The organism is Sulfuricaulis sp., assembly GCF_049587675.1.
In the GTDB taxonomy this organism is placed as follows: domain Bacteria; phylum Pseudomonadota; class Gammaproteobacteria; order Acidiferrobacterales; family Sulfurifustaceae; genus Sulfuricaulis.
Genome location: NZ_JBAVEJ010000190.1, coordinates 1 through 18,540, shown reverse-complemented (window position 1 = coordinate 18,540; position 18,540 = coordinate 1). Strand labels below are relative to the sequence as shown.

At 61.8% G+C, this 18,540-nt stretch carries 22 protein-coding genes; 14 read left to right on the top strand and 8 right to left on the bottom strand.

The features are described 5' to 3' along the window. Nucleotides 1–46: 46 nt before the first annotated feature. On the bottom strand, nt 47–1,012 hold the full coding sequence (locus WB402_RS09925; protein WP_424207401.1) for a YbgA family protein: 966 nt from the start codon (nt 1,010–1,012) through the stop codon (nt 47–49). A 164-nt stretch (nt 1,013–1,176) separates the two neighbouring features. On the opposite strand from WB402_RS09925, the gene WB402_RS09920 reads away from it, so the two are divergent. The 4 genes from WB402_RS09920 (at nt 1,177) to WB402_RS09905 (ending at nt 4,222) form a co-directional block, all read left to right on the top strand. Beyond that, a complete protein-coding gene (locus WB402_RS09920; RefSeq protein WP_424207399.1) occupies nt 1,177–1,674 on the top strand; it encodes a prepilin-type N-terminal cleavage/methylation domain-containing protein in 498 nt (165 codons plus the stop codon). An 80-nt stretch (nt 1,675–1,754) separates the two neighbouring features. Then, nucleotides 1,755–2,498, top strand: coding sequence for a glycerophosphodiester phosphodiesterase family protein (locus tag WB402_RS09915; protein WP_424207397.1), 744 nt, complete (start codon nt 1,755–1,757; stop codon nt 2,496–2,498). Then, the gene (locus WB402_RS09910) at nt 2,498–3,667 is read left to right on the top strand and encodes a glycerol-3-phosphate dehydrogenase/oxidase (protein WP_424207395.1); all 1,170 of its coding nucleotides are present in this window, start codon (nt 2,498–2,500) and stop codon (nt 3,665–3,667) included. Before WB402_RS09915 ends, WB402_RS09910 begins: the two co-directional genes overlap by 1 nt. Nucleotides 3,668–3,856: 189 nt before the next feature. Further along, nucleotides 3,857–4,222 (top strand): RNA recognition motif domain-containing protein, encoded by a 366-nt coding sequence (locus WB402_RS09905; RefSeq protein ID WP_424207393.1) that lies wholly within the window; start codon nt 3,857–3,859, stop codon nt 4,220–4,222. Between the two features lie 6 nt (nt 4,223–4,228). Here the strand turns inward: WB402_RS09905 and WB402_RS09900 are convergent, their stop codons facing one another. Continuing rightward, nucleotides 4,229–5,362: a HupE/UreJ family protein gene (locus WB402_RS09900; protein WP_424207391.1), complete on the bottom strand. Its 1,134-nt coding sequence runs from the start codon at nt 5,360–5,362 to the stop codon at nt 4,229–4,231. Nucleotides 5,363–5,457: 95 nt separating this feature from the next. Here WB402_RS09900 and WB402_RS09895 point away from each other — a divergent pair, with 95 nt between their 5' ends. Further along, a complete protein-coding gene (locus WB402_RS09895) occupies nt 5,458–6,276 on the top strand; it encodes a DUF4198 domain-containing protein (protein ID WP_424207390.1) in 819 nt (272 codons plus the stop codon). A gap of 41 nt (nt 6,277–6,317) precedes the next feature. Here the strand turns inward: WB402_RS09895 and WB402_RS09890 are convergent, their stop codons facing one another. From WB402_RS09890 to nudE, 3 genes are read right to left on the bottom strand one after another with little or no spacing between them, the layout of a single operon-like run. Next, nucleotides 6,318–7,760 carry an FGGY family carbohydrate kinase gene (locus WB402_RS09890; protein ID WP_424207388.1) on the bottom strand — a complete coding sequence of 481 codons (1,443 nt, stop codon included), beginning with the start codon at nt 7,758–7,760 and terminating at the stop codon, nt 6,318–6,320. Next, nucleotides 7,761–8,567: a 3'(2'),5'-bisphosphate nucleotidase CysQ gene (gene cysQ / locus WB402_RS09885; RefSeq protein ID WP_424207386.1), complete on the bottom strand. Its 807-nt coding sequence runs from the start codon at nt 8,565–8,567 to the stop codon at nt 7,761–7,763. A gap of 6 nt (nt 8,568–8,573) precedes the next feature. Continuing rightward, nucleotides 8,574–9,122: an ADP compounds hydrolase NudE gene (gene nudE, locus WB402_RS09880; RefSeq protein ID WP_424207407.1), complete on the bottom strand. Its 549-nt coding sequence runs from the start codon at nt 9,120–9,122 to the stop codon at nt 8,574–8,576. Nucleotides 9,123–9,253: 131 nt separating this feature from the next. Here nudE and WB402_RS09875 point away from each other — a divergent pair, with 131 nt between their 5' ends. The 5 genes from WB402_RS09875 (at nt 9,254) to WB402_RS09855 (ending at nt 12,422) form a co-directional block, all read left to right on the top strand. After that, complete coding sequence (locus WB402_RS09875; protein ID WP_424207384.1) at nt 9,254–9,601, top strand: STAS/SEC14 domain-containing protein; 348 nt, start codon at nt 9,254–9,256, stop codon at nt 9,599–9,601. Between the two features lie 29 nt (nt 9,602–9,630). After that, nucleotides 9,631–10,287 carry a GMP/IMP nucleotidase gene (gene yrfG / locus WB402_RS09870; protein ID WP_424207382.1) on the top strand — a complete coding sequence of 219 codons (657 nt, stop codon included), beginning with the start codon at nt 9,631–9,633 and terminating at the stop codon, nt 10,285–10,287. Then, the gene (locus WB402_RS09865; RefSeq protein WP_424207380.1) at nt 10,287–11,168 is read left to right on the top strand and encodes a lysophospholipid acyltransferase family protein; all 882 of its coding nucleotides are present in this window, start codon (nt 10,287–10,289) and stop codon (nt 11,166–11,168) included. Before yrfG ends, WB402_RS09865 begins: the two co-directional genes overlap by 1 nt. A 78-nt stretch (nt 11,169–11,246) precedes the next feature. Continuing rightward, a complete protein-coding gene (locus tag WB402_RS09860) occupies nt 11,247–11,813 on the top strand; it encodes a hypothetical protein (protein ID WP_424207378.1) in 567 nt (188 codons plus the stop codon). Between the two features lie 99 nt (nt 11,814–11,912). Then, the gene (locus WB402_RS09855) at nt 11,913–12,422 is read left to right on the top strand and encodes a hypothetical protein (RefSeq protein WP_424207376.1); all 510 of its coding nucleotides are present in this window, start codon (nt 11,913–11,915) and stop codon (nt 12,420–12,422) included. Here WB402_RS09855 and WB402_RS09850 read toward each other — a convergent pair. Then, on the bottom strand, nt 12,373–12,834 hold the full coding sequence (locus tag WB402_RS09850) for a YkgJ family cysteine cluster protein (RefSeq protein WP_424207374.1): 462 nt from the start codon (nt 12,832–12,834) through the stop codon (nt 12,373–12,375). The two genes, WB402_RS09855 and WB402_RS09850, sit on opposite strands and share 50 nt — an antisense overlap. 154 nt (nt 12,835–12,988) lie before the next feature. Here WB402_RS09850 and WB402_RS09845 point away from each other — a divergent pair, with 154 nt between their 5' ends. The 3 genes from WB402_RS09845 (at nt 12,989) to WB402_RS09835 (ending at nt 15,879) form a co-directional block, all read left to right on the top strand. Continuing rightward, complete coding sequence (locus WB402_RS09845) at nt 12,989–13,828, top strand: ATPase (RefSeq protein WP_424207372.1); 840 nt, start codon at nt 12,989–12,991, stop codon at nt 13,826–13,828. A gap of 13 nt (nt 13,829–13,841) precedes the next feature. Beyond that, nucleotides 13,842–14,912, top strand: coding sequence for a homoserine O-succinyltransferase MetA (gene metA / locus WB402_RS09840; protein ID WP_424207405.1), 1,071 nt, complete (start codon nt 13,842–13,844; stop codon nt 14,910–14,912). Between the two features lie 97 nt (nt 14,913–15,009). Next, nucleotides 15,010–15,879 carry a dienelactone hydrolase family protein gene (locus WB402_RS09835; protein WP_424207370.1) on the top strand — a complete coding sequence of 290 codons (870 nt, stop codon included), beginning with the start codon at nt 15,010–15,012 and terminating at the stop codon, nt 15,877–15,879. A gap of 20 nt (nt 15,880–15,899) precedes the next feature. On the opposite strand, the gene WB402_RS09830 is transcribed toward WB402_RS09835, so the two are convergent. After that, nucleotides 15,900–16,328: a thioesterase family protein gene (locus tag WB402_RS09830; RefSeq protein ID WP_424207403.1), complete on the bottom strand. Its 429-nt coding sequence runs from the start codon at nt 16,326–16,328 to the stop codon at nt 15,900–15,902. Nucleotides 16,329–16,459: 131 nt separating this feature from the next. Beyond that, complete coding sequence (locus tag WB402_RS09825; RefSeq protein ID WP_424207368.1) at nt 16,460–17,773, bottom strand: MFS transporter; 1,314 nt, start codon at nt 17,771–17,773, stop codon at nt 16,460–16,462. Nucleotides 17,774–17,903: 130 nt separating this feature from the next. Here WB402_RS09825 and WB402_RS09820 point away from each other — a divergent pair. Next, on the top strand, nt 17,904–18,540 hold a 637-nt coding region (locus WB402_RS09820; protein WP_424207366.1), incomplete at its 3' end, for a DUF3683 domain-containing protein.

The window sequence follows — 18,540 nt, the reverse complement described above, 5'->3', positions numbered from 1 at the left end:
GCCGTATGGTCAGCATGCCCGCCAGGCACACCAGCACCGCGCCACGCTAGAAACCGCCGCGCAGCAGCAGCTCTCGCGGGTCGGGATGAAGATAAGTCTGGCGCAGGATGTACGGGTCAGGATAGCGCCGGAAATAATGCCTGAGCAGCGTCAGCGGCGCCGCGAACGGCGTCTCGCCCCGCCGATAGGCATGGATCATCTCGAGCAATTCGGCCTTGTCTTCGGCGTCGAGCTGCTTATTCAGATAGCCCATCAAATGCATCATGACATTAGCGTGGCGCGCCGCCGTCGCCGGCCGCTGGAGCGCAACCATTAACCGATGAATGTAATCATGCCCAAACTCTTTCAGGTTGCGCCGCCCGGTCTGCGCCACCATCCGGCCGAGCGCGCGGTAGGCCTCGACGTCATGCGCCATAAGCGCGAGCTTGTGATGCGTGTGAAACTCCACCAGCCGGGAGGCGGACAGCCCGCGCGCCACGAGTTCCTGCCAGCGCCGGTAGACAAAAACGCGCTCGATGAAGTTTTCCCGCAGGCGCGGGTTGCTGAGCCGGCCTTCCTCCTCCGACGGCAGCCAGGGCTGCGCGGAAAGAAAGGCGTCGGCGTAGATTCCGCGGCCGTTCGCGGCGGGCGCACCCCCGGTCTGGTAAACCTTGACGCGTTCCATACCGCAACTGGGAGATTTACTTTTGAAGATATAGCCGCTGAGGCCTTCAAGCGCGTGCGCCTGGCGCATTCCGTAGGCGGCGAGCTTGTCCGTCACGTCGATTGACGCATCCTTTACGCCCACGGCGCGCGGTGACGCCGGTGAACCTACCAGCCGTATCGGCGGACGCGGAATCCCCAAGCCGATGGCGACCTCGGGACAGACGAGTACCCATTCGAAGAACTGGCCGAGCGTCCCGGTCAGAAAACTGTCGTGCTTGTGATTGCCGTCAAAACGCACCTTCTGGCCCAGCAGGCAACTGCTGATGCCGAGGCGGATTTTTCGATCGTCTTTCTTGTGGGTATTCACAAATTTCTATTCAATGACTGCTCTCGGCGCTCATTCTAAACTGCGAAGACAGCGTCTGCGAAATCAGGTTTTTCCTGAGGAATCCGGCTATTTTAAGTGTTGTCGGCCTCATCCGGCACGACTAAGCTTGTTGATATTCACTTGTAGACATTGCGATCCGGTTCATGCCCCCTTCTGCCCGCGGATTGACCCTCGTCGAACTGATCACAGTCATTGTCTTGCTTGCCGTGTTGTCGGCAGCGGCGCTGCCACGGTTCACACGGATTGATGCCCAGGCACACAAGAGTTCCGTGGCGGCCACTGCCGGTTCATTCCGTACCGCCGTGATCTTGGTACACGCCGCGTATTTTGCCAAAGGACTTACCGGAGCACTTGATAATCTCCCCGGATTCGGCAACAACAACGTCGATGTCAACACGGCCGGCTATCCCACGGACACCGCCGGTTCCAACACGATCACCGGCACCGCCACCTGCGTCAATGTCTGGAACGGGATCTTCCAAATCGCGCCATCGATCACGACCGGCACCAGCACCGCCTTCGATTATCGCGTGACACGCGCCGGTCAAACCTGCACCTACACCTATCGGCGCAGTACAAGCCCCACGCGTTCCTTTACCTATAACGCCGCCAACGGCGTGGTCACGGTTATCAACCCATGAGTCTGCATGATTTTCCCGCACGGCTGACGGCTACTGGCATATTTCCAAATTCTTCAAACCAGTAATGCTAAAGTTGCCCTATGATCATCCCGCAACTGGTGGGACACCGGGGTTACCCCCGGCATTATCCGGAAAACACCCTGGTCGGCATCGAGGCCGCCGTGGCCGCGGGGGCACGCTTCGTCGAGGTGGATGTGCAAATCTCCCGCGACCGGGTGCCGGTGCTGTTTCACGATCGTGGCCTGAAGCGCCTCTGCGGCGTGGACGGCAGGATACAAGATTTCCGTTATGACGAGCTGTGGGCGTTTCGCGCGAGCGAGCCGGGGAAATTCGGCGACCGTTTCAACGACGTGCACATCACCCGCCTGGCCGAGCTCGGACATTTCCTGCAGCGCCACCGGGACGTCATCGCCTTCATCGAGCTCAAGCGCTCCAGTCTCGAACATTTCGGCGTCGAGTCGATGCTGAATCTCGTGCGGCGTGCGCTCAAACCGGCACTCAAACAATGCGTGCTGATCTCCTATGCCCTGGAAGCCCTGCTCACGGCGCGCCGTGACGGCTGGCAACGAATCGGCGTGGTCATCGATTACTGGAAAGAACGTCATCAGGAACTCATTGCCGCCATCCAGCCGCAGTTTCTCTTCTGCGACGTTACCGATCTGCCGCGGGAAGGAGAACTCCGGCTACCGGGCATGAAGCTCGTCATTTTCGAAGTCGCGGAGCCGCGTGTGGCCCTGGACCTGGCCGCGCGCGGCGTCGATTTCATCGAGACCTTCGCCGTCGGCGAGATGCTCCAGGAACTGGCGCGCCCGGACGCTCGCTGATGTCCGCGGCGGATTACGACGTCGTGGTCATCGGCGGCGGCATTCACGGCGTGGGCGTGGCTCAGGCGGCCGCGGCCGCGGGCCACTCGGTATTACTGATCGAGCGCGTGGCGCTGGCGAGCGGCACCTCCAGCCGCTCGAGCAAACTCATCCACGGCGGACTGCGCTATCTCGAAAATGCCCGGTTCGGGCTGGTGCGCGAATCACTGCACGAACGTGAAATCCTCCTGCGGATCGCGCCCGCCCTGGTGCACCGGATTCCGTTCCACATTCCTGTCTACGGCAACAGTCACCGCCCGCCGTGGATGATCCGCGCCGGACTCAGCCTCTATGCCCTGCTCGGCGGTCTTTCGCGCCATGCGCACTTCGACACTCTGCCACGCTCGCGCTGGGACAGTCTCGACGGGCTCGATACCCGTGGCCTGAAAGCCGTGTTTCGCTATGAGGACGCGCAGACCGACGACACTTTGCTGACCCAGGCGGTGATGCGCTCGGCGCAGAAATTCGGCGCCGAGCTGCGCTGCCCGGCGAACTTCCTGTTGGCCAGGCGCCGAGGTGATGATTTTGTGGTTCACCTCCTTGAGGGCCAGGATGAACATATCTGCCGCGCCAGAACCCTGGTAAACGCGGCCGGCCCGTGGGTCGGCACAGTGCTCGAGCGCATCACCCCGCGTCCCGCAGTGCTGACTGTGGACCTCGTCCAGGGCGCGCACATCATTGTTGAGAACGAAACCCGCCATGGCATCTATTACCTGGAAGCGCCGCAAGACGGGCGCGCCGTCTTCATTATGCCGTGGCAGGAACACACCTTGATCGGCACGACGGAAACTCCCTTCGACGGCGATCCCGCGGCAGTACGCGCGCGGCCGGAGGAAGTCGCGTATTTACAGGAAACGCTGTGGCGTTATTTCCCCGACCATCGCGGCAAGTTGCTCGGCAGCTTTGCCGGCCTGCGCGTGCTGCCGCACGGCTCCGGAGCGGCGTTTCATCGCTCGCGTGAGACCATCCTGCATCCGGATAATCCCGATAGCGTGCGACTCATTACCGTCTACGGCGGGAAACTCACGGGCTACCGCGCGACCGCGGTCAAAGTAATGCGCCTGCTGAAAAAATCCCTGCCTGCGCGTGCGCCGCGCGCCGATACATCCGAAATCAGTCTTTCACCCTGAGCGGTGCTTTTGTCGATCTGCGGCTGAAAACTAAGTCTATTCAGGTTGGCAAATCGCATCGACATTGCTTCCGAACTCATTGGCGCAAAAGGTCTTTTTCAGCGCACGCGAGAGACCGCTTGTCAGCCCCGCATTGCTTGCAGAGAATGACGCAAAATAATTAGATCATCAGGTCACCCAGGGGCGGGAATGAATATCTTCGTGGGCAATCTCTCGGCGGCGGTCACGGCGGACGATCTGCGCCAGTTGTTTGGCGGTTATGGCACGATCATCAACGTCATCGTCATGCGCGACACCGCCACCGGCTTGCCGCTGGGCTACGGCCATGTGTATCTGGTGCCGGAACAGGCCGCCGGCGAAGCGATCGTCAACCTGCACAAAACCATGCTGAACGGCAGCCGCTTGTCCGTGCGCGAGTGTGTCTATCGTGCGCGTCCGGAACAACGCATGAAGCGCCAGTGGTGGCGCGGGGTGGAGCGGCGCGTGGCGGGGGCGCGACGTCATAACGACTACAATCTCTCCCCATCATCCCCCCGGCAACAGCAAACCGGCTAGGGCTGCTCAACCGAAGACCCGCTCCACCGTCCAGTAACATCCGACCGCGGCAATCAGGATCGAGAGCGGGCGCACGATGCGCTGGTGATACCAGGGCTTGTGCTTCCACCACAGGCCGACCAGCAGATAAGCCAGCGTGATAACGCTGAGCTGGCCCAGCTCCACACCGAGATTGAACGTCAGCAGCGCCGTCAGAAATTCCGAGCGCGGCAAACCAATTTCCCTCAACACCCCGGCGAATCCCATCCCGTGCAACAGACCGAAGCCGAACACCACGAACGCGCGCCATGGTTTCAGTTCGGACGTGATCACGTTTTCAATCGCCACGTACACGATGGAGGCGGAAATCAGCGGTTCCACGATCGCCGGTGAGAGCGAAATGAATCCGTAGATGGACAGGCCCAGCGTGATGGTGTGGGCCACCGTGAACGACGTGACCTGAATCAGCAGCGGCTTCCACTTCACGCTGAGCAGAAACAGGCCGAGCACGAAGAGAATATGATCCAGCCCCTTGGGCAGGATATGCGTGAACCCGAGCGCCGTGTACTGCTGCACGACCTCGCCGCGCGCCATCGTTTTGACTTCCCCGGTGAGTGGATACGGCTCGCTCAGGACTCCTTCCTTGAGCCAGAACGCCGCCATGCCTTCGCGGCCTTCCTTCTGCAAACGCAGCACGCTGGAACCGAACTCCGGTGCATAGGTCCAGCGGAACTCGCGCGCGCCGGCAGGCGTGGTTCCGGCCAGATGCAGCGTGCTCAACCGCGCGCGTTGCAGATCGCCCGCGTCCGGCACCTCGATCGATTCGAGTACCGGGTTTACCCGCGCGCCGTCGAACTCAATGGCAATGCCGGCAAGATAGGTCCTGGAAAAATCCTGGACGCGCGCCCTCAGTTCCGCGGCCGGCAACGCTCGCAGCTGATTGTAGGTGCGCGCGTTCGGCGACTCGTTGGTGTCGGCGTGCTTCGGGCTGACGCCGGCAAGCACCGCTTCCATGTTGGCGGAGATATCGATCTGATAACGGCCATCGGCCTTGAACGTGACCGTTACGATGGCCGGGCGGATTTCATGCGCCATTGAACCGAACGGCCAGCACAATGCTGCCAGCGCGAGCACGATAAACCAGAAATGATTTTTCATCATGGCGACAACAAAGAGTTCCGCGTAGGGGCGCTCAGAGTGGCTGTGTTATGCTTGAGCCGCTTCCGGTTTAACCGTCTGCCAGTCCACAAACCGCCATGTTCTCCCCAAAACGTCGTCAGTCTACTGTAAAAAATGCGATTCGGCGTGCGGCACTTTTCTATTTTGTTTGCTTCGTCCCGACGGTTCAGGCCCATGATTTCTGGATCGAGCCCGAGAGCTTCCATCCGGCCGTGGGGCAGAAAGTTCCCGTGCATCTTTACGTGGGCATGGATTTCAAGGGCGATCCGGCGCCGTATATCCCGGAATGGTTCGAGCGCTACGTTTATGTCAACGCCCAGGGAGAGAAGCCCGTCCCCGGGCTGCCGGGTGACGACCCGGCCGGCACGGTGCCGATCACGGCGGCGGGGCTGACAGTCATCGGTTACCGCAGCGCAAAATTCTCCGTGAGCTTCGATACCGCGGAGGAATTCGAAAACTACCTGATCAAGGAAGGGCTGGAACGAAATCTGGCGCTCCTCAAGGGCAAACCGTCGCCGGGGAAAATCACGGAAAACTATTCGCGTTGCGCCAAGGCGCTGGTCATGAGCGGCGCTGCCGCGGCACCGGCGGACAGGGTACTGGGCTTTCGCATCGAATTGGTCGCGGAAAAAAGTCCGTATGCCGGCAACGGACCGGTTCCCTTCCGTCTGCTGTATGAAAACCGGCCGCTCGCCGGCGCGCTGGTGGTCGCCTTCAACAAGGCCGCACCGCTCGACAAGCTCAAGGCGCGCACCGACCCGGACGGACGCGTGATCTTCGATATCAAGCGCCGCGGCACCTGGCTCGTGACCGCTGTGCACATGATCCCGGCGCCACGCGGCAGTGAAGCACAATGGGAAAGCATCTGGGCCTCGCACAGCTTCGAACGGCCCTGAGGAGAGAATATTGAAACCTGTCGCTTCTGACGACGACGGTTCTACAGTGCGCGCTGCATCTCCACGCGCCAGCGCTGATAGCGCTGTCTGAGTCCGGCATTTTTTTTCGGTACGAACGGCGTGCCCGGTTTTTCCTCCGGCCAATCATCGGGAAATCCCGCCAGCAGATACGCCGTCCCGCGCGCGGTGGCTTCATGCTCCGCCGGCCGGTACAGCGCCAAGCCGCTTAAATCCGACAACCGCTGACACAGGCCATCGTAGCGGGCCAGTCCGCCGCTCACCGCCAGACGCGCCGTTGACGGCGGAAACGTCTGCATGAGTTCAAGATTTGTCTGAAGCAAAAATACAATGGACTCGACCACCGCTACCGCCTTTTGCCACGGCTCGCCGTCACCGACCAGGCGCGAGTCGAATTCCGCCACCCAGTACGGCGCGCCCAGGCCGCCGACGCCATTGAGAAAAAGCGGAATATCGCCTTCGCATGCCAGCCACTCCGGCAAGCGCGCTTCGATGTTTTCCAATCCCCATTCACCTTCCGCCCATCGAAGCGCCGCAGCAGCACCGTTGACGGTGCCTTCCAGCACGAAGACGGCCCGGTCCGTGTCACGGTAAACCATGCCGGTGAGCAGACCGTCGGCCTCCGGCGCCTGGTGGAACGCGCGCTGGATGAATGCCCCGGTACCGATGTTGATATAAGCAGCCTCCGGTTGTGGAGAACCGAGCGAAAACAGCGCCGCTGACTGATCGCCCGTGGCAACGGTCAAAAGGATGCGGCGTTCTTTCAAGTGCAGAGTGCCGAAGGGATGATGCGTGGGCACGCAACGCGGCAACGGCTCTTGGGGCACGCCGAAGCGCTCGAGGAGCCACGGATCCCAATCCATGGTGCGGATATTCCACAGCAGCGTTCGCGCGGCGTTGGCCGGATCGGCGAGCAGCGGCTTTTCCGCGAGCAACCGGAACAGCAGAAAACTGGCGAGCGGTCCCATGGCGAGGCGTCCTTCGCGCCGGGCCGCCGTGACCGCCGGCAGATAATCGAGGCACCAGCGCAACTTGGATGCGCCGTAATGCGCCGAGAGCATCAGGCCTGTGCGCCGGTGGACTTCGCTGGCGTGCGCTGAAAACCGGCCAAGCCATTCGTGCGCGCGCCGGTCCTGCCAGCTGACGACGGGCGACAGCGCCGCGCCCGTGCACCGGTCCCAGCAGACGATGCTCGATCGCTGGGTGGCGATTCCGGCGCTGACGATTTGATCGGCACGACTGCCGAGAGCCACAACCGCTTCCGCGATCACCGCTTGCAACGAAGCGACCAATTCTTCCGGATCCTGCTCCACCCGATCCGGCGGCAGCGCCTGAACACCGACTTCGCGCAGCGAGCTGGCGTGCAACACACCACGGCCGTCGAATACCAGCGCGCGGCTCGCGTGTCCGCCCTGGTCGATACAAAGGTAAAGGGGTATTGGGGATGTCGTCGGGGAGCGCGCCATTCACGTGGCGGGAAGGTGCCGATACCAGTCGTAGTCGCCGGCGGCGCTCACCAGGAACCACGGATTCAGCAGCGAGGGTTTGTTGTAGACCAGCGGCTGGCGATGGAGATCGGTCACGCGCCCGCCGGCGGCTTCGACCACGCACTGTGCCGCCGCCGTGTCCCACTCCATCGTCGGACCGAGACGCGGATACACGTCGGCCGCGCCTTCCGCGACCAGACACAGCTTGAGCGCGCTGCCCATGCTAACCACGTCGTGTTCGCCGAGGTTCCTGAGAAAAGCCTCTGTTTCCGGGCCGGCATGCGAACGGCTCGCCACCACGATCGGTTTGCCGCCGTCAAAACGGCGCACGTGAGCGGGTTGAATCGCGCACTCGCCTTTCTGCTTGTACGCCCCCTGTCCAGCGCAGGCGTAATAGGTGAGCGCCGGCACCGGCACGTACACCACGCCCAGCACCGGCCGATTCCCGTCGATCAGGGCAATGTTGACAGTGAACTCGCCGTTGCGATTGATGAATTCCTTGGTGCCGTCGAGCGGGTCCACGAGCCAGAAGCGTTTCCAGCTGGCGCGTTCGGCGTAATCCACCTTGGCCGATTCCTCCGACAGCACCGGGATGTCGGGTGTCAGCGCCTCGAGCTGTGAAGTAATAATATCGTGCGCGGCGCGGTCGGCCTCGGTCAGCGGTGAACGATCCTCCTTGTGCTCGACCTTGAACTCGCGCTCGTACACGTCGAGGATGCGCCGGCCCGCGGCGTGCGCGATCTCGCGCACCGCCTCCAGATGATCACAAGGACTGAAATCCGTCATGCGCGCTCAGCCTCTTCCCACCAGCTGATCGCGCACCAGAAACAGACCGGCGATGGAGCGTGCTTCGGTGCATTCCTCCCGCGCGCAGAGCTCGGTCAGGCGGTCGAGCGACCACGGCACGACTTCGATCGTCTCCGGCTCATCGCCTTCGAGCCGTTCGGGGTACAGGTCCTGAGCCAGCACCAGATGCGTGGCATGGCTGAAATAACCGGGCGCGAGCGTCACCGACTTGAGATGGGTCAGGCGCCGCGCCCCGTAGCCGATCTCCTCCATGATTTCGCGGTTGGCGGCCGCGACGATCGATTCGCCGTCTTCGATGCGTCCCTTGGGCAGCGCCAGTTCATAGCGTTCCACCCCGGCGGCGTATTCGCGGATCAGCAGTACCGTGGTGTCGTCCAGCATCGGCACCACCATCACCGCGCCGGCCGGAGAACTGCGCAGGCGCTCGTAGCTCACTTCGCGTCCGTTGGCGAAACGCAACCCGACACGTTCAACGCGGAACAGACGCGTGCGGGCGATGGTTTCGGTGTCGGTAATGACGGGCTTCCGGTTCATGACGGGTGGCGGGATTAAGTTAGTCAAGATTAATCCTTTTTGTCCCGGGAACAAAATATGGGAATTTCATCCTTGGGGAATCGGGTATATGCTTGTGCCGAAGGAAATTTCACGTCGCGAGACCTGCCCACATGATCGTCATCGAGGAAGAAAAGGACCTGCTCAAGGTGTCGGTCTATGCCGAGCTTTCGCTCGCGGATTTCCGCGAATTCGAGGCAGCCGTCAACAGTGAATTGCGAGGGGGGCCCAAAATCAAACTGCTGCTCAACCTGACCAAGATGTCGGGTTACACAGTGGATGTCATGTGGGAAGACATACGCTTCACGCGCGCTCACGCCCACGATTTCCGGCGCATCGCCGTGGTCACGGGCAAGCTGTGGGCAACCTGGCTCGGCTGGCTACCGTCCGCGTTTACCGACGCCGAGATAAAACATTTCGAAGACACGACGACGGCCGACGCCTGGCTGCACGGCCGCTGATACCGCTCGCCTTCCCGCTGTCCACGTCCATGGTCGTCTGGAATAATCTCGATACCCTGCTGCTCGACCTCGACGGCACGCTGCTCGACCTGCACTACGACAACCACTTCTGGCTCGAACACGTCCCGCGCCGTTACGCCGAGGCGCACGCGCTTCCCGCCGAGGAAGCCAAAGCCGAGGTGCTGGGACGGTACAAACGCGCCGAAGGCACGCTCGACTGGTATTGCGTGGACTACTGGAGCCGCGAGCTACGGCTCGACATTCCGCAACTCAAGGAAGAGGTCAATCATCTGATCGCCGTGCATCCGCACGTGCTGGATTTTCTCGAAGCGGTGAAGGCACTCCGGAAACGCATCGTGCTGGTCACCAACGCCCACGGCAAGACGCTGGCCATCAAGTTCCGGCGCACCGCGCTCGGCGGGCATTTCGACGCCGTGGTGTGCTCGCACGATCTCGGGCTGCCGAAAGAGCATGCGGACTTCTGGGACAAGATGCAGAAAATCCAGCCATTCAATAAGGAATCCGCGCTACTCATCGACGACAGCCTGCCGGTGCTGCGTTCGGCGCGTGCCCACGGCATCGGCCATCTGCTCGCCGTGTACCAACCTGACTCGAAACTGCCGGAAAAGGACGTAGGCGAATTCCGGGGTATCCGCAGTTTCCGCGAGATCATGCCCGGCTCCTGATGCGCGCGTTTTTTCTCAAGCTCGCGTTTTATCTGTTCGCCGCGCTTCCCCTGCCGATGGCGCACGCACTGGGTGCCGTTTTAGGCTGGTTATTTCTGGTCATCCCCAACAAGCGCCGGCGCACCGCCGAAATCAATATTGAATTGTGTTTTCCCGAAATGAGCCGACGGGCGCGTCGGCGGTTATTGCGACGCAACATGATCGAGTCGGGCAAGTCCGTCACCGAGATCGGCGTGCTTTGGACCAGCAATGAAAAAAAAATCCGCCGGCTGGTGCGGCGAGTCAGCGGGAAAGACACGCTGGAAAAAGCCATACACCATGGCCGGGGGCTGCTGCTCGCGGCTCCGCACCTGGGTGCGTGGGAGATGGTGGGGCTCTGGGCTTCGCTTCATCACCCCATGACCAGCCTGTACCGCGCACCGTCCATTTCGCAGCTGGGGAAACTGATGCGCGTTACCCGCGAGCGCTTCAGCGCGCGCCTCGTGCCCGCCGACAACACCGGCATCCGCGCGCTGTACAAGACGCTCGAGCGCGGTGAGATGGTCGGGATCCTGCCGGATCAGGTACCGTCCGCGCGCAGCGGCAACGTGTTCGCACCCTTCTTCGGTATTCCGGCGAGCACCATGGTGTTGCTGTCACGCCTCGCCCTCAAAACCGGCGCGCCCGTGATATTCGGCTACGCCGAACGCCTGCCTTACGGCCGCGGTTACCACCTGCATTTTCTCCCCGCACCATCGGACATCAATCATGGCGACATCGAATCTTCCGCGGCCACGGTCAACGCCATGGTGGAAAAATGCGTGCGCGCCGCGCCGGAGCAGTATCAGTGGGTGTACAAACGTTTTCGCGTGCGTCCCCACGGAGAGAAGGCATTTTATTGACGGCGGGCCCGGCTGTCAGGGTAAAGATATTAGGCATATCATTTGAGGGGACCGCGACACCCCGTGAAGGAGGTAGATATGCGACAGCTTATTCTCCTGTCTGTTGTTGCCTTCCTTGCCGCCTGCCAGACAGCGGACTACGAGGGCAACGAGAACTCGCCTTATTATCCCATTCCAGTGGGCTCAATCCTAACGCTCACCCGCACCGTTACCATTCCGGCCGAGCAGGTGGCGGTATTTTTGCAAGGCGGCGAGGTCGTGCCGGCGGGTCGGACCAACCAGTATTATCCGCACTGCAAATTCGAACTGATTCATCGCCGGGACACGGGGCAAACCGTGGAGCCCGACGATTTCGAAATCATCAAGGTGGTGCAGGAAACCAGTGACAGCGTCGCGCTCGACAGTCTTCAGCTCGCGCAAATGTCGGCCGGTATCGGGCTCAACGTCGGGATGGACCACGGCGGTGCCAGCCTGCAGACCTACAGGACGCGGCTCATGCTGCGCTCCGCCAGGCAGCCCGACGTATACCTTCTGAGCTGCGGACAATCGGCATATCCCTCCGAAGGCCAGCATGTTTCAATCATGGAAATACGCAAGGTCTTGGGCAAGATATTCACGCTGCAATTGGCCCCGCATAAAAGTTAGTTATTTCTTCCGACAAGCACCGTAAGTAGCCACGTAGCGCGGCGCGACGCCACGCATCCAATCTGGCATCATCACCCGCCCGTGGACCGGATTACCGCGATGAACCTGAAGCGCCTGCTGCTGACACTGCCATTGCTGTTCTCGTCGTGCCAGAACCGCGGCGAGACCGACGAAAATTCTCCTTACTTCGTCATTCCCCTCGGCTCGCGCCTGGTGCTGCACCAGTCCGTGACGATCCCGGCTTTTGCCGCGGCGATTTACCTGCAGGGAGGACAGTGGCTGCCATGGCCGCAGGTCAGCCGCTATCACCCGCACTGCAAGTTTGAATTACGCGAACCGAAGAACGCGCCCCAGACCATCACGGCGGATGAATTTGTCATTGCCCGAACCGGAACAGAGACCGAAACCCAGGAAGGTTTTCAGATACAGGCGCGGGTGCTTGAACTCCAGTCGGCGCGTCAACCGCTGGTGTCGCGCTTAAGCTGCGCCGTCTGGCAGACTACCGCCACCGGCCAACCCGTCAGTGGTCGCGAATTGCGTCAGGCGCTGGGAAACATATTTACGCTTGAGCTTGTGGGACGCGCGCCTTCGGCGGGCCAGCGCCCATGAACCGCCGGTCCCAGTGCTTGAACTTCTTGCGGCAATGGGCGAGTAGCGAATCGTAGTCGCGAAAAAACAGTTCGAAATCCTCCTCGCCACTCGGTCCCTCGAATTCGCAGCCATCGTTCGAATGTTCGCGGCAAATCTGCGGGCGGGTCTCGTAGATACCGCAGCGCCCGCCGGGTTGCAGATGCCGGCAGGGATTGTTGATCAGCAGATACCAGCCGTCCTCGTCCTTGTACATCTGCGTGTTCTGGTGCGAGATCTGCCACAGCAGCAGGTCGAAATCCTCCATCGAACGCGGCGTATCGATGTGGTGGGTGTAGTAGGTGCAGCAAGTCGCGCCCCGGCAGTAGGTGCATTTGTTCTCGGGGGTGATTTTTATATCGCCCTCGAGCTTGATCGGAATAGCGGTGGTCATGCGTTAGTCGGTCGGGTCCAAAAGGGCGGCCATTATAGCGGCGAGTTCCGGGAATGACGAGGCGACCGGGCGCGATGCCGCGCGCCGTGACGGGCACAGGCGATTCGGCCGATCCTGTCATACAATAGACAGACCATCGGCGAACAACACCAAGATGAAATTAAGCGCCAAAGACTTCAAGGCCTGGGACAACAAGTGCGTTACTCTCCTCGGGATGTCCGGGGTGGGCAAAACCCGCCTGGCCGCGCGGCTGCGCAAGCGCAACTGGTTCCATTATTCGGGCGACTACCGCATCGGCACGCGTTATCTCGACGAGCCGATCCTCGACCACATCAAGCAGCAGGCGATGCAGGTGCCGTTCCTGCGTGACCTGTTGCGCTCGGACTCGATTTACATCCGCAATAACATCACCGTGGACAATCTCCAGCCGGTGTCGAGTTTTCTCGGCAAGCTGGGCAACCCGGAAAAGGGCGGTCTCGGCCTCAAGGAATTCAAGCACCGCCAGGAACTGCACCGCCAGGCCGAGATCGCGGCGATGCGCGACGTGCCGGAATTCATCCGCAAGGCCGGCGAGATCTACGGCTACCGCCACTTCGTCAACGACGCCGGCGGTTCGCTGTGCGAACTCGACGATCCGGCGACGATCGAGATACTGGCCGAACACACCCTGATCCTGTATCTCAAGGCCAACGAAAAAGACGAACAGGAACTGATCCGCCGCGCCGAGGAGGATCCGAAACCGCTGTACTATCGCGAGGCGTTCCTCGACGAACAACTGGGGATCTACCTGCGTGACAAGGGCTGCGCTTACGTGGCACAGATCGACCCGGACGACTTCGTGCGCTGGATGTTCCCGCGCCTGTTCTACTCGCGCGTGCCACGTTACCAGGCGATCGCGGATAAATACGGTTACACGATTACCACCGACGAGCTCAAGGAAGTGCGCGATGAGGCGGGCTTCCTGCGTCTCGTGGAAAAGGTTCTGGAAAGGTAACCCGGGTTCCGCCATGCCGCTGGTCGCCAATTCCAAGCTGCCCACCTTCGACCGCCTCAAACAGGAAGGCGAGAACGTTGTTGCGGGCGATGTCGCGCTGCATCAGGACATCCGCGAGCTGCACATCGGCCTGCTCAACATGATGCCAGACGCGGCACTGGCCGCGACCGAGCGCCAGTTCTTCCGGCTCGTGGGCGAGTCGAATCAGATCGCGCAGTTTTACATGCACCCGTTCACGGTGAAGGAACTCAAGCGCGGCACCGAGGCGGAAGCCTACGTTGGTCAATACTACGAGAGCTTCGACCAGATCAAGGAACAGGGACTGGACGCACTGATCATCACCGGCGCCAACGTGACTCAACCGGATCTGGCGCTCGAGCCGTTCTGGAAACCGCTCAACAAGGTGATCGACTGGGCCTACGAATACGTCACATCCACGCTGTGCTCGTGCCTCGCGACCCACGCCGTGCTCCAGTTCCGCTACGGCAAGAAGCGCCGGCACCTGGGTTTCAAGCGCTGGGGGGTTTATTCACACAGCGTGGTGGATCGCACGCACCCGCTGGTGTCCGACGTGAATACCCGCTTCGACGTACCGCACTCGCGCTTCAACCAGATCGACCGCGAGCAGTTCGAGGCCGCGGGGCTGCATATCCTGGCCGAAAGCGACGAGGCCGGCGTGCACCTGGCCGCGAGCGAGGACCGTTTTCGCCTCATATTTTTCCAGGGGCACCCGGAATACGACACCATCAGCCTGTTCAAGGAATACAAGCGCGAGATCGCGCGCTTTGCGAAAGGCGAACGCGCTGATTACCCGCCGTTCCCGGAAAACTACTTCAGCCTCATCACCGAGGCGATTCTGGATGAGCACCGGGACGTGGTCGTCGCGGCCAAGGCCAGGGGCACTCCGATTCCCGGCCTGCCGGAATCCATCGTCGTGCCCAACCTCGACAACACCTGGCACGACACCGCCGAGGCCGTGATCAACAACTGGATCGGCAAGGTTTATCAGGTCACCAACAACGACCGCAAGAAACCGTTTCAGGATGGCGTGAATCCGGACGATCCACTCGGCTTGCGACGCTAAACCCCCGCACATGGTCGTATTTTTTCCCGCCGGGTCCGGTAGTAACATGGACTCCGCTTGGCACTGCCTGCAGCCAGGCGCCTCTGGAGGGAGAATCATGAACATCAAGGAAGATCTATTGAGTCTGTCCCCACCCACGGAATTCACCCGTCGTGATTTCATCGTCACCGTGCTGGCCGCCGGCTTTGCCGCGGCGGTACGCCCGATCGCGGCGCAGACCGTGATCCAGACCGACGGCAAGGGCCTGATCGCGGGCGAGGTGAATATCCCCGTCGAGGATGGCCAGATCCCGGCCTATCGCGCGATGCCGGAGAAAGGCAAGAACCTGGCTACTGTGCTGGTGGTACAGGAAATCTTCGGCGTGCACGAGCATATCCGTGACGTCTGCCGGCGACTCGGCAAGCTCGGTTATCTCGCGGTCGCGCCTGAACTGTTCGCGCGCCAGGGTGATGTCTCGAAGATGACGGACATTCAAAAGATTCTCCAGGACGTGGTGACGAAGGTCCCCGATGCGCAGGTCATGAGCGATCTCGACGCCACGGCGACGTGGGCGGCGAAGAACAACGGCGACGGCGCGAAACTCGGCATCACCGGTTTCTGCTGGGGCGGGCGCATCGTGTGGCTGTACGCCGCGCACAATCCCAAGCTCAAGGCCGGTGTCGCGTGGTATGGACGACTCACGGGCGATGCCGATCCGTTGCATCCGCAGCAGCCGCTCGATCTCGTCAAATCGCTCAAGGCCCCGGTGCTCGGGCTCTATGGCGCCGAGGATCAGAGCATCCCGGTGAAGACCATAGAGATGATGCAGAGCGATCTCAAGGCGGCGAAGAACCCCTCGAAGATCGTCATCTATCCCGACGCCCCGCACGGCTTCAACGCCGATTACCGCCCGAGCTACCGCGCGGGTCCAGCACTGGACGGTTGGAAACGCATGCAGGCGTGGCTCAAGCAACACGGCGTGACATAAAGCCGCGCGACTGATATCCGTTACCCTCCGGCCGCTGCGGCTTTCTGTTCGGCCTTCTGCACAAACTTCTCCACGTCGATAATGAAACGTTCGTGCGTGCCGCGACTGATCACGTCCACGCCGTCGCTCGCCTCGACCTCGAATACCAGCCGCCGGCCGTCGACCTCGACGAGCCGTACCCGCGCAACGACCTCCAGCCCCGGCGGCGTCGCCGCGAGGTGGCTGATATTCACGTGCGTGCCCACGCTCTGCTCGCGCGGCCAGTCGAGATGCGCGTGCACCGCCTGGATGCAGGCCCACTCGATAAAGCCGACCAGGAAACCGGTGGCAAACACGCGCGGCATCGCCTGGAACTCCGGCGCCTCCGGATACAGATGCGGGACGGTTTTGGATTCCGGCAAGCGGAATCTGAGTTCGTGAGTAATGCCGGGTTTGAGTGAAGCTTTGATGATTCTTCTCCATTTTTTGAGTGGGGTCCGTCATGCCTCTCGTCTCTCCTGGCGGGCCCGGGCTTACGGTACCTAATTTACGTGCCGATGAGAATCCACCCCGGACCATCACCCCGATGAATCCGCACAAGCTAGCGATGGAGGTAGCGACAGTAGGTTTCGCGCACGCGCAGGCTGCCGGCAAATCCGAACACGACACAGGCAAAGAAGATCAGCATGCCGGCGTGGTACTGTGCCGCGGCGCCTGTCGTGATGCCCGCGCGATCTATCGTCCAGCCCACCAGCGGCTGCAGGATGCCGGTGCCGAGAAACACCCCGGTGTTGGCCACGCTGGTGGCGATGCCGGAGAGCGCGTGCGGGTTCACTTCCTTCACGCATGCCCAGCTCAGGGTAAAACTCGCGGCGCTCAATCCCATGAGCAGGAACAACAGGTAGCTCGCGAGCCGCGGCATCGGCAGGGAAAATACCAGCGGCAACCAGCACAGCAGATGAACGAAGGCGGTCGCGATCAGCACCGGCTTGCGCCGGCCCACGCGGTCGGACAGCGTGCCCACCGAAATCGCGCCGATGGCGAAGCCCGCCAGCATCAGGCTCGTGTGCAGCGTGGCGGCGGCGCGATCCATGCCGTACACGCCCTGCAGATACGGCACCGCCCACAGCCCGGCAAACGCGAGGAACGATCCGCCGACGCCGAGATTCATCCAGAAGTTCGGCCAGGTGAGGCGGTTGCGAAGCACGGTCATGAGCCCCTCGAACCAGTGACCCTCGTGGCGCGGATGCGCCGCCTCGCCGTCCAGCTCACGCAGGCTTGGCAGGCCGGCCTCGCCCGGATGATCGCGCACGAACAGCCAGGTCAGCGCGGCGGTCGCGAACGACACACCGCCGAGGACCACGAACACCGTGCGCCAGGACGTGAACTGCAACACCCACGCTAATGGTGCGGCCGCCAACACCGAGCCGACGTTGCCAAGCAGCAGCGTGAGCCCAACTGCGGTGCCGAAGTGGCGGTCGTGGAACCAGGCGGCGTTGAGCTTGAGCAGCGCGATGAACGTCACCGACACGCCCAGCCCGATCAGCAACCGGCCGATCGAGGCCTCGGTCAGCGTCGCGGCATAAGCGAACATAAGAGACCCGGCGCCGGCCACGATGCCGCCCAGAGTGACGATGCGGCGCGGCCCGATGGTGTCCACCAGGATGCCGGTCGGGATTTGCATCACGGTGTACACGTAAAAATAAGTCGCGGCGAGGCCGCCCAGTGCCGCGGCGCTGGCGCTGAATGCCTGCTGCAGATCGGAAGCGATGGCGGCCGGCGCCACGCGGTGGAAGAACGCCAGCATGTAGGACACGGACACGAGCGCGAACGCGGTCCAGCGCAGCCGCCGTACCCGCGTCCCCACGCCGTGATGTGGAACGGTTTTCGTGTGCGGACGGGGCGCTATTGTCATCGTCGATACCTTTGTGAAATACAAGGCTTTAAGCGATTGGTAACGCCCGTACGGTTAAAAAATATTTGGAGTCAGCGTCTGTAAATACACCCCGCACGGGTGACAGGAAGCGTATTATTCTCTATCCATGATGTCCATTTCCCCGAACAGCGCGACACCCGGCGGCATCAGCGAGGCGCTCGCGAGCCGGCGCATCCGCGAGATTCCATACAACTACACTTCGTTCTCCGACCGCGAGATCGTCATCCGTTTTCTCGGCGAGGAAACCTGGGGGGTGCTCGAGACCCTGCGCGGGCAGCGCCGGACCGGACGCTCGGCACGCATGCTGTTCGAAGTGCTGGGCGACATGTGGGTCATCACCCGCAACCCGTTCATCCAGGATGACCTCATGGAGAACCCGAAGCGTTGGAAGTCGCTCACGCATGCGCTGCATCACCGCCTCGACCAGATCCTGGCGCGCGCCGAAGGCAATGAACTCGCGCTCCGGCTCGAGGACGCGGCGCGCGTGGCGGTGCGCCGTTTCGAGGCCTGGCTGCCGGCGCAAAAGCACTTGCGCCAGCAAGCGCTCAAGCGGCTGGCGCGCGTCACGCGCCGCGACAACATCGGCTTCGACGGCATGACACGCGTGTCGCACGTCACCGATGCCAGCGACTGGCGCGTCGAGCTGCCGTTCGTGGTCATCACGCCCGACACCGAGAATGAAGTGGTGCACATCGTGCGCGCCTGCATCGATCTCGGGCTCACCATCATTCCACGCGGCGGCGGCA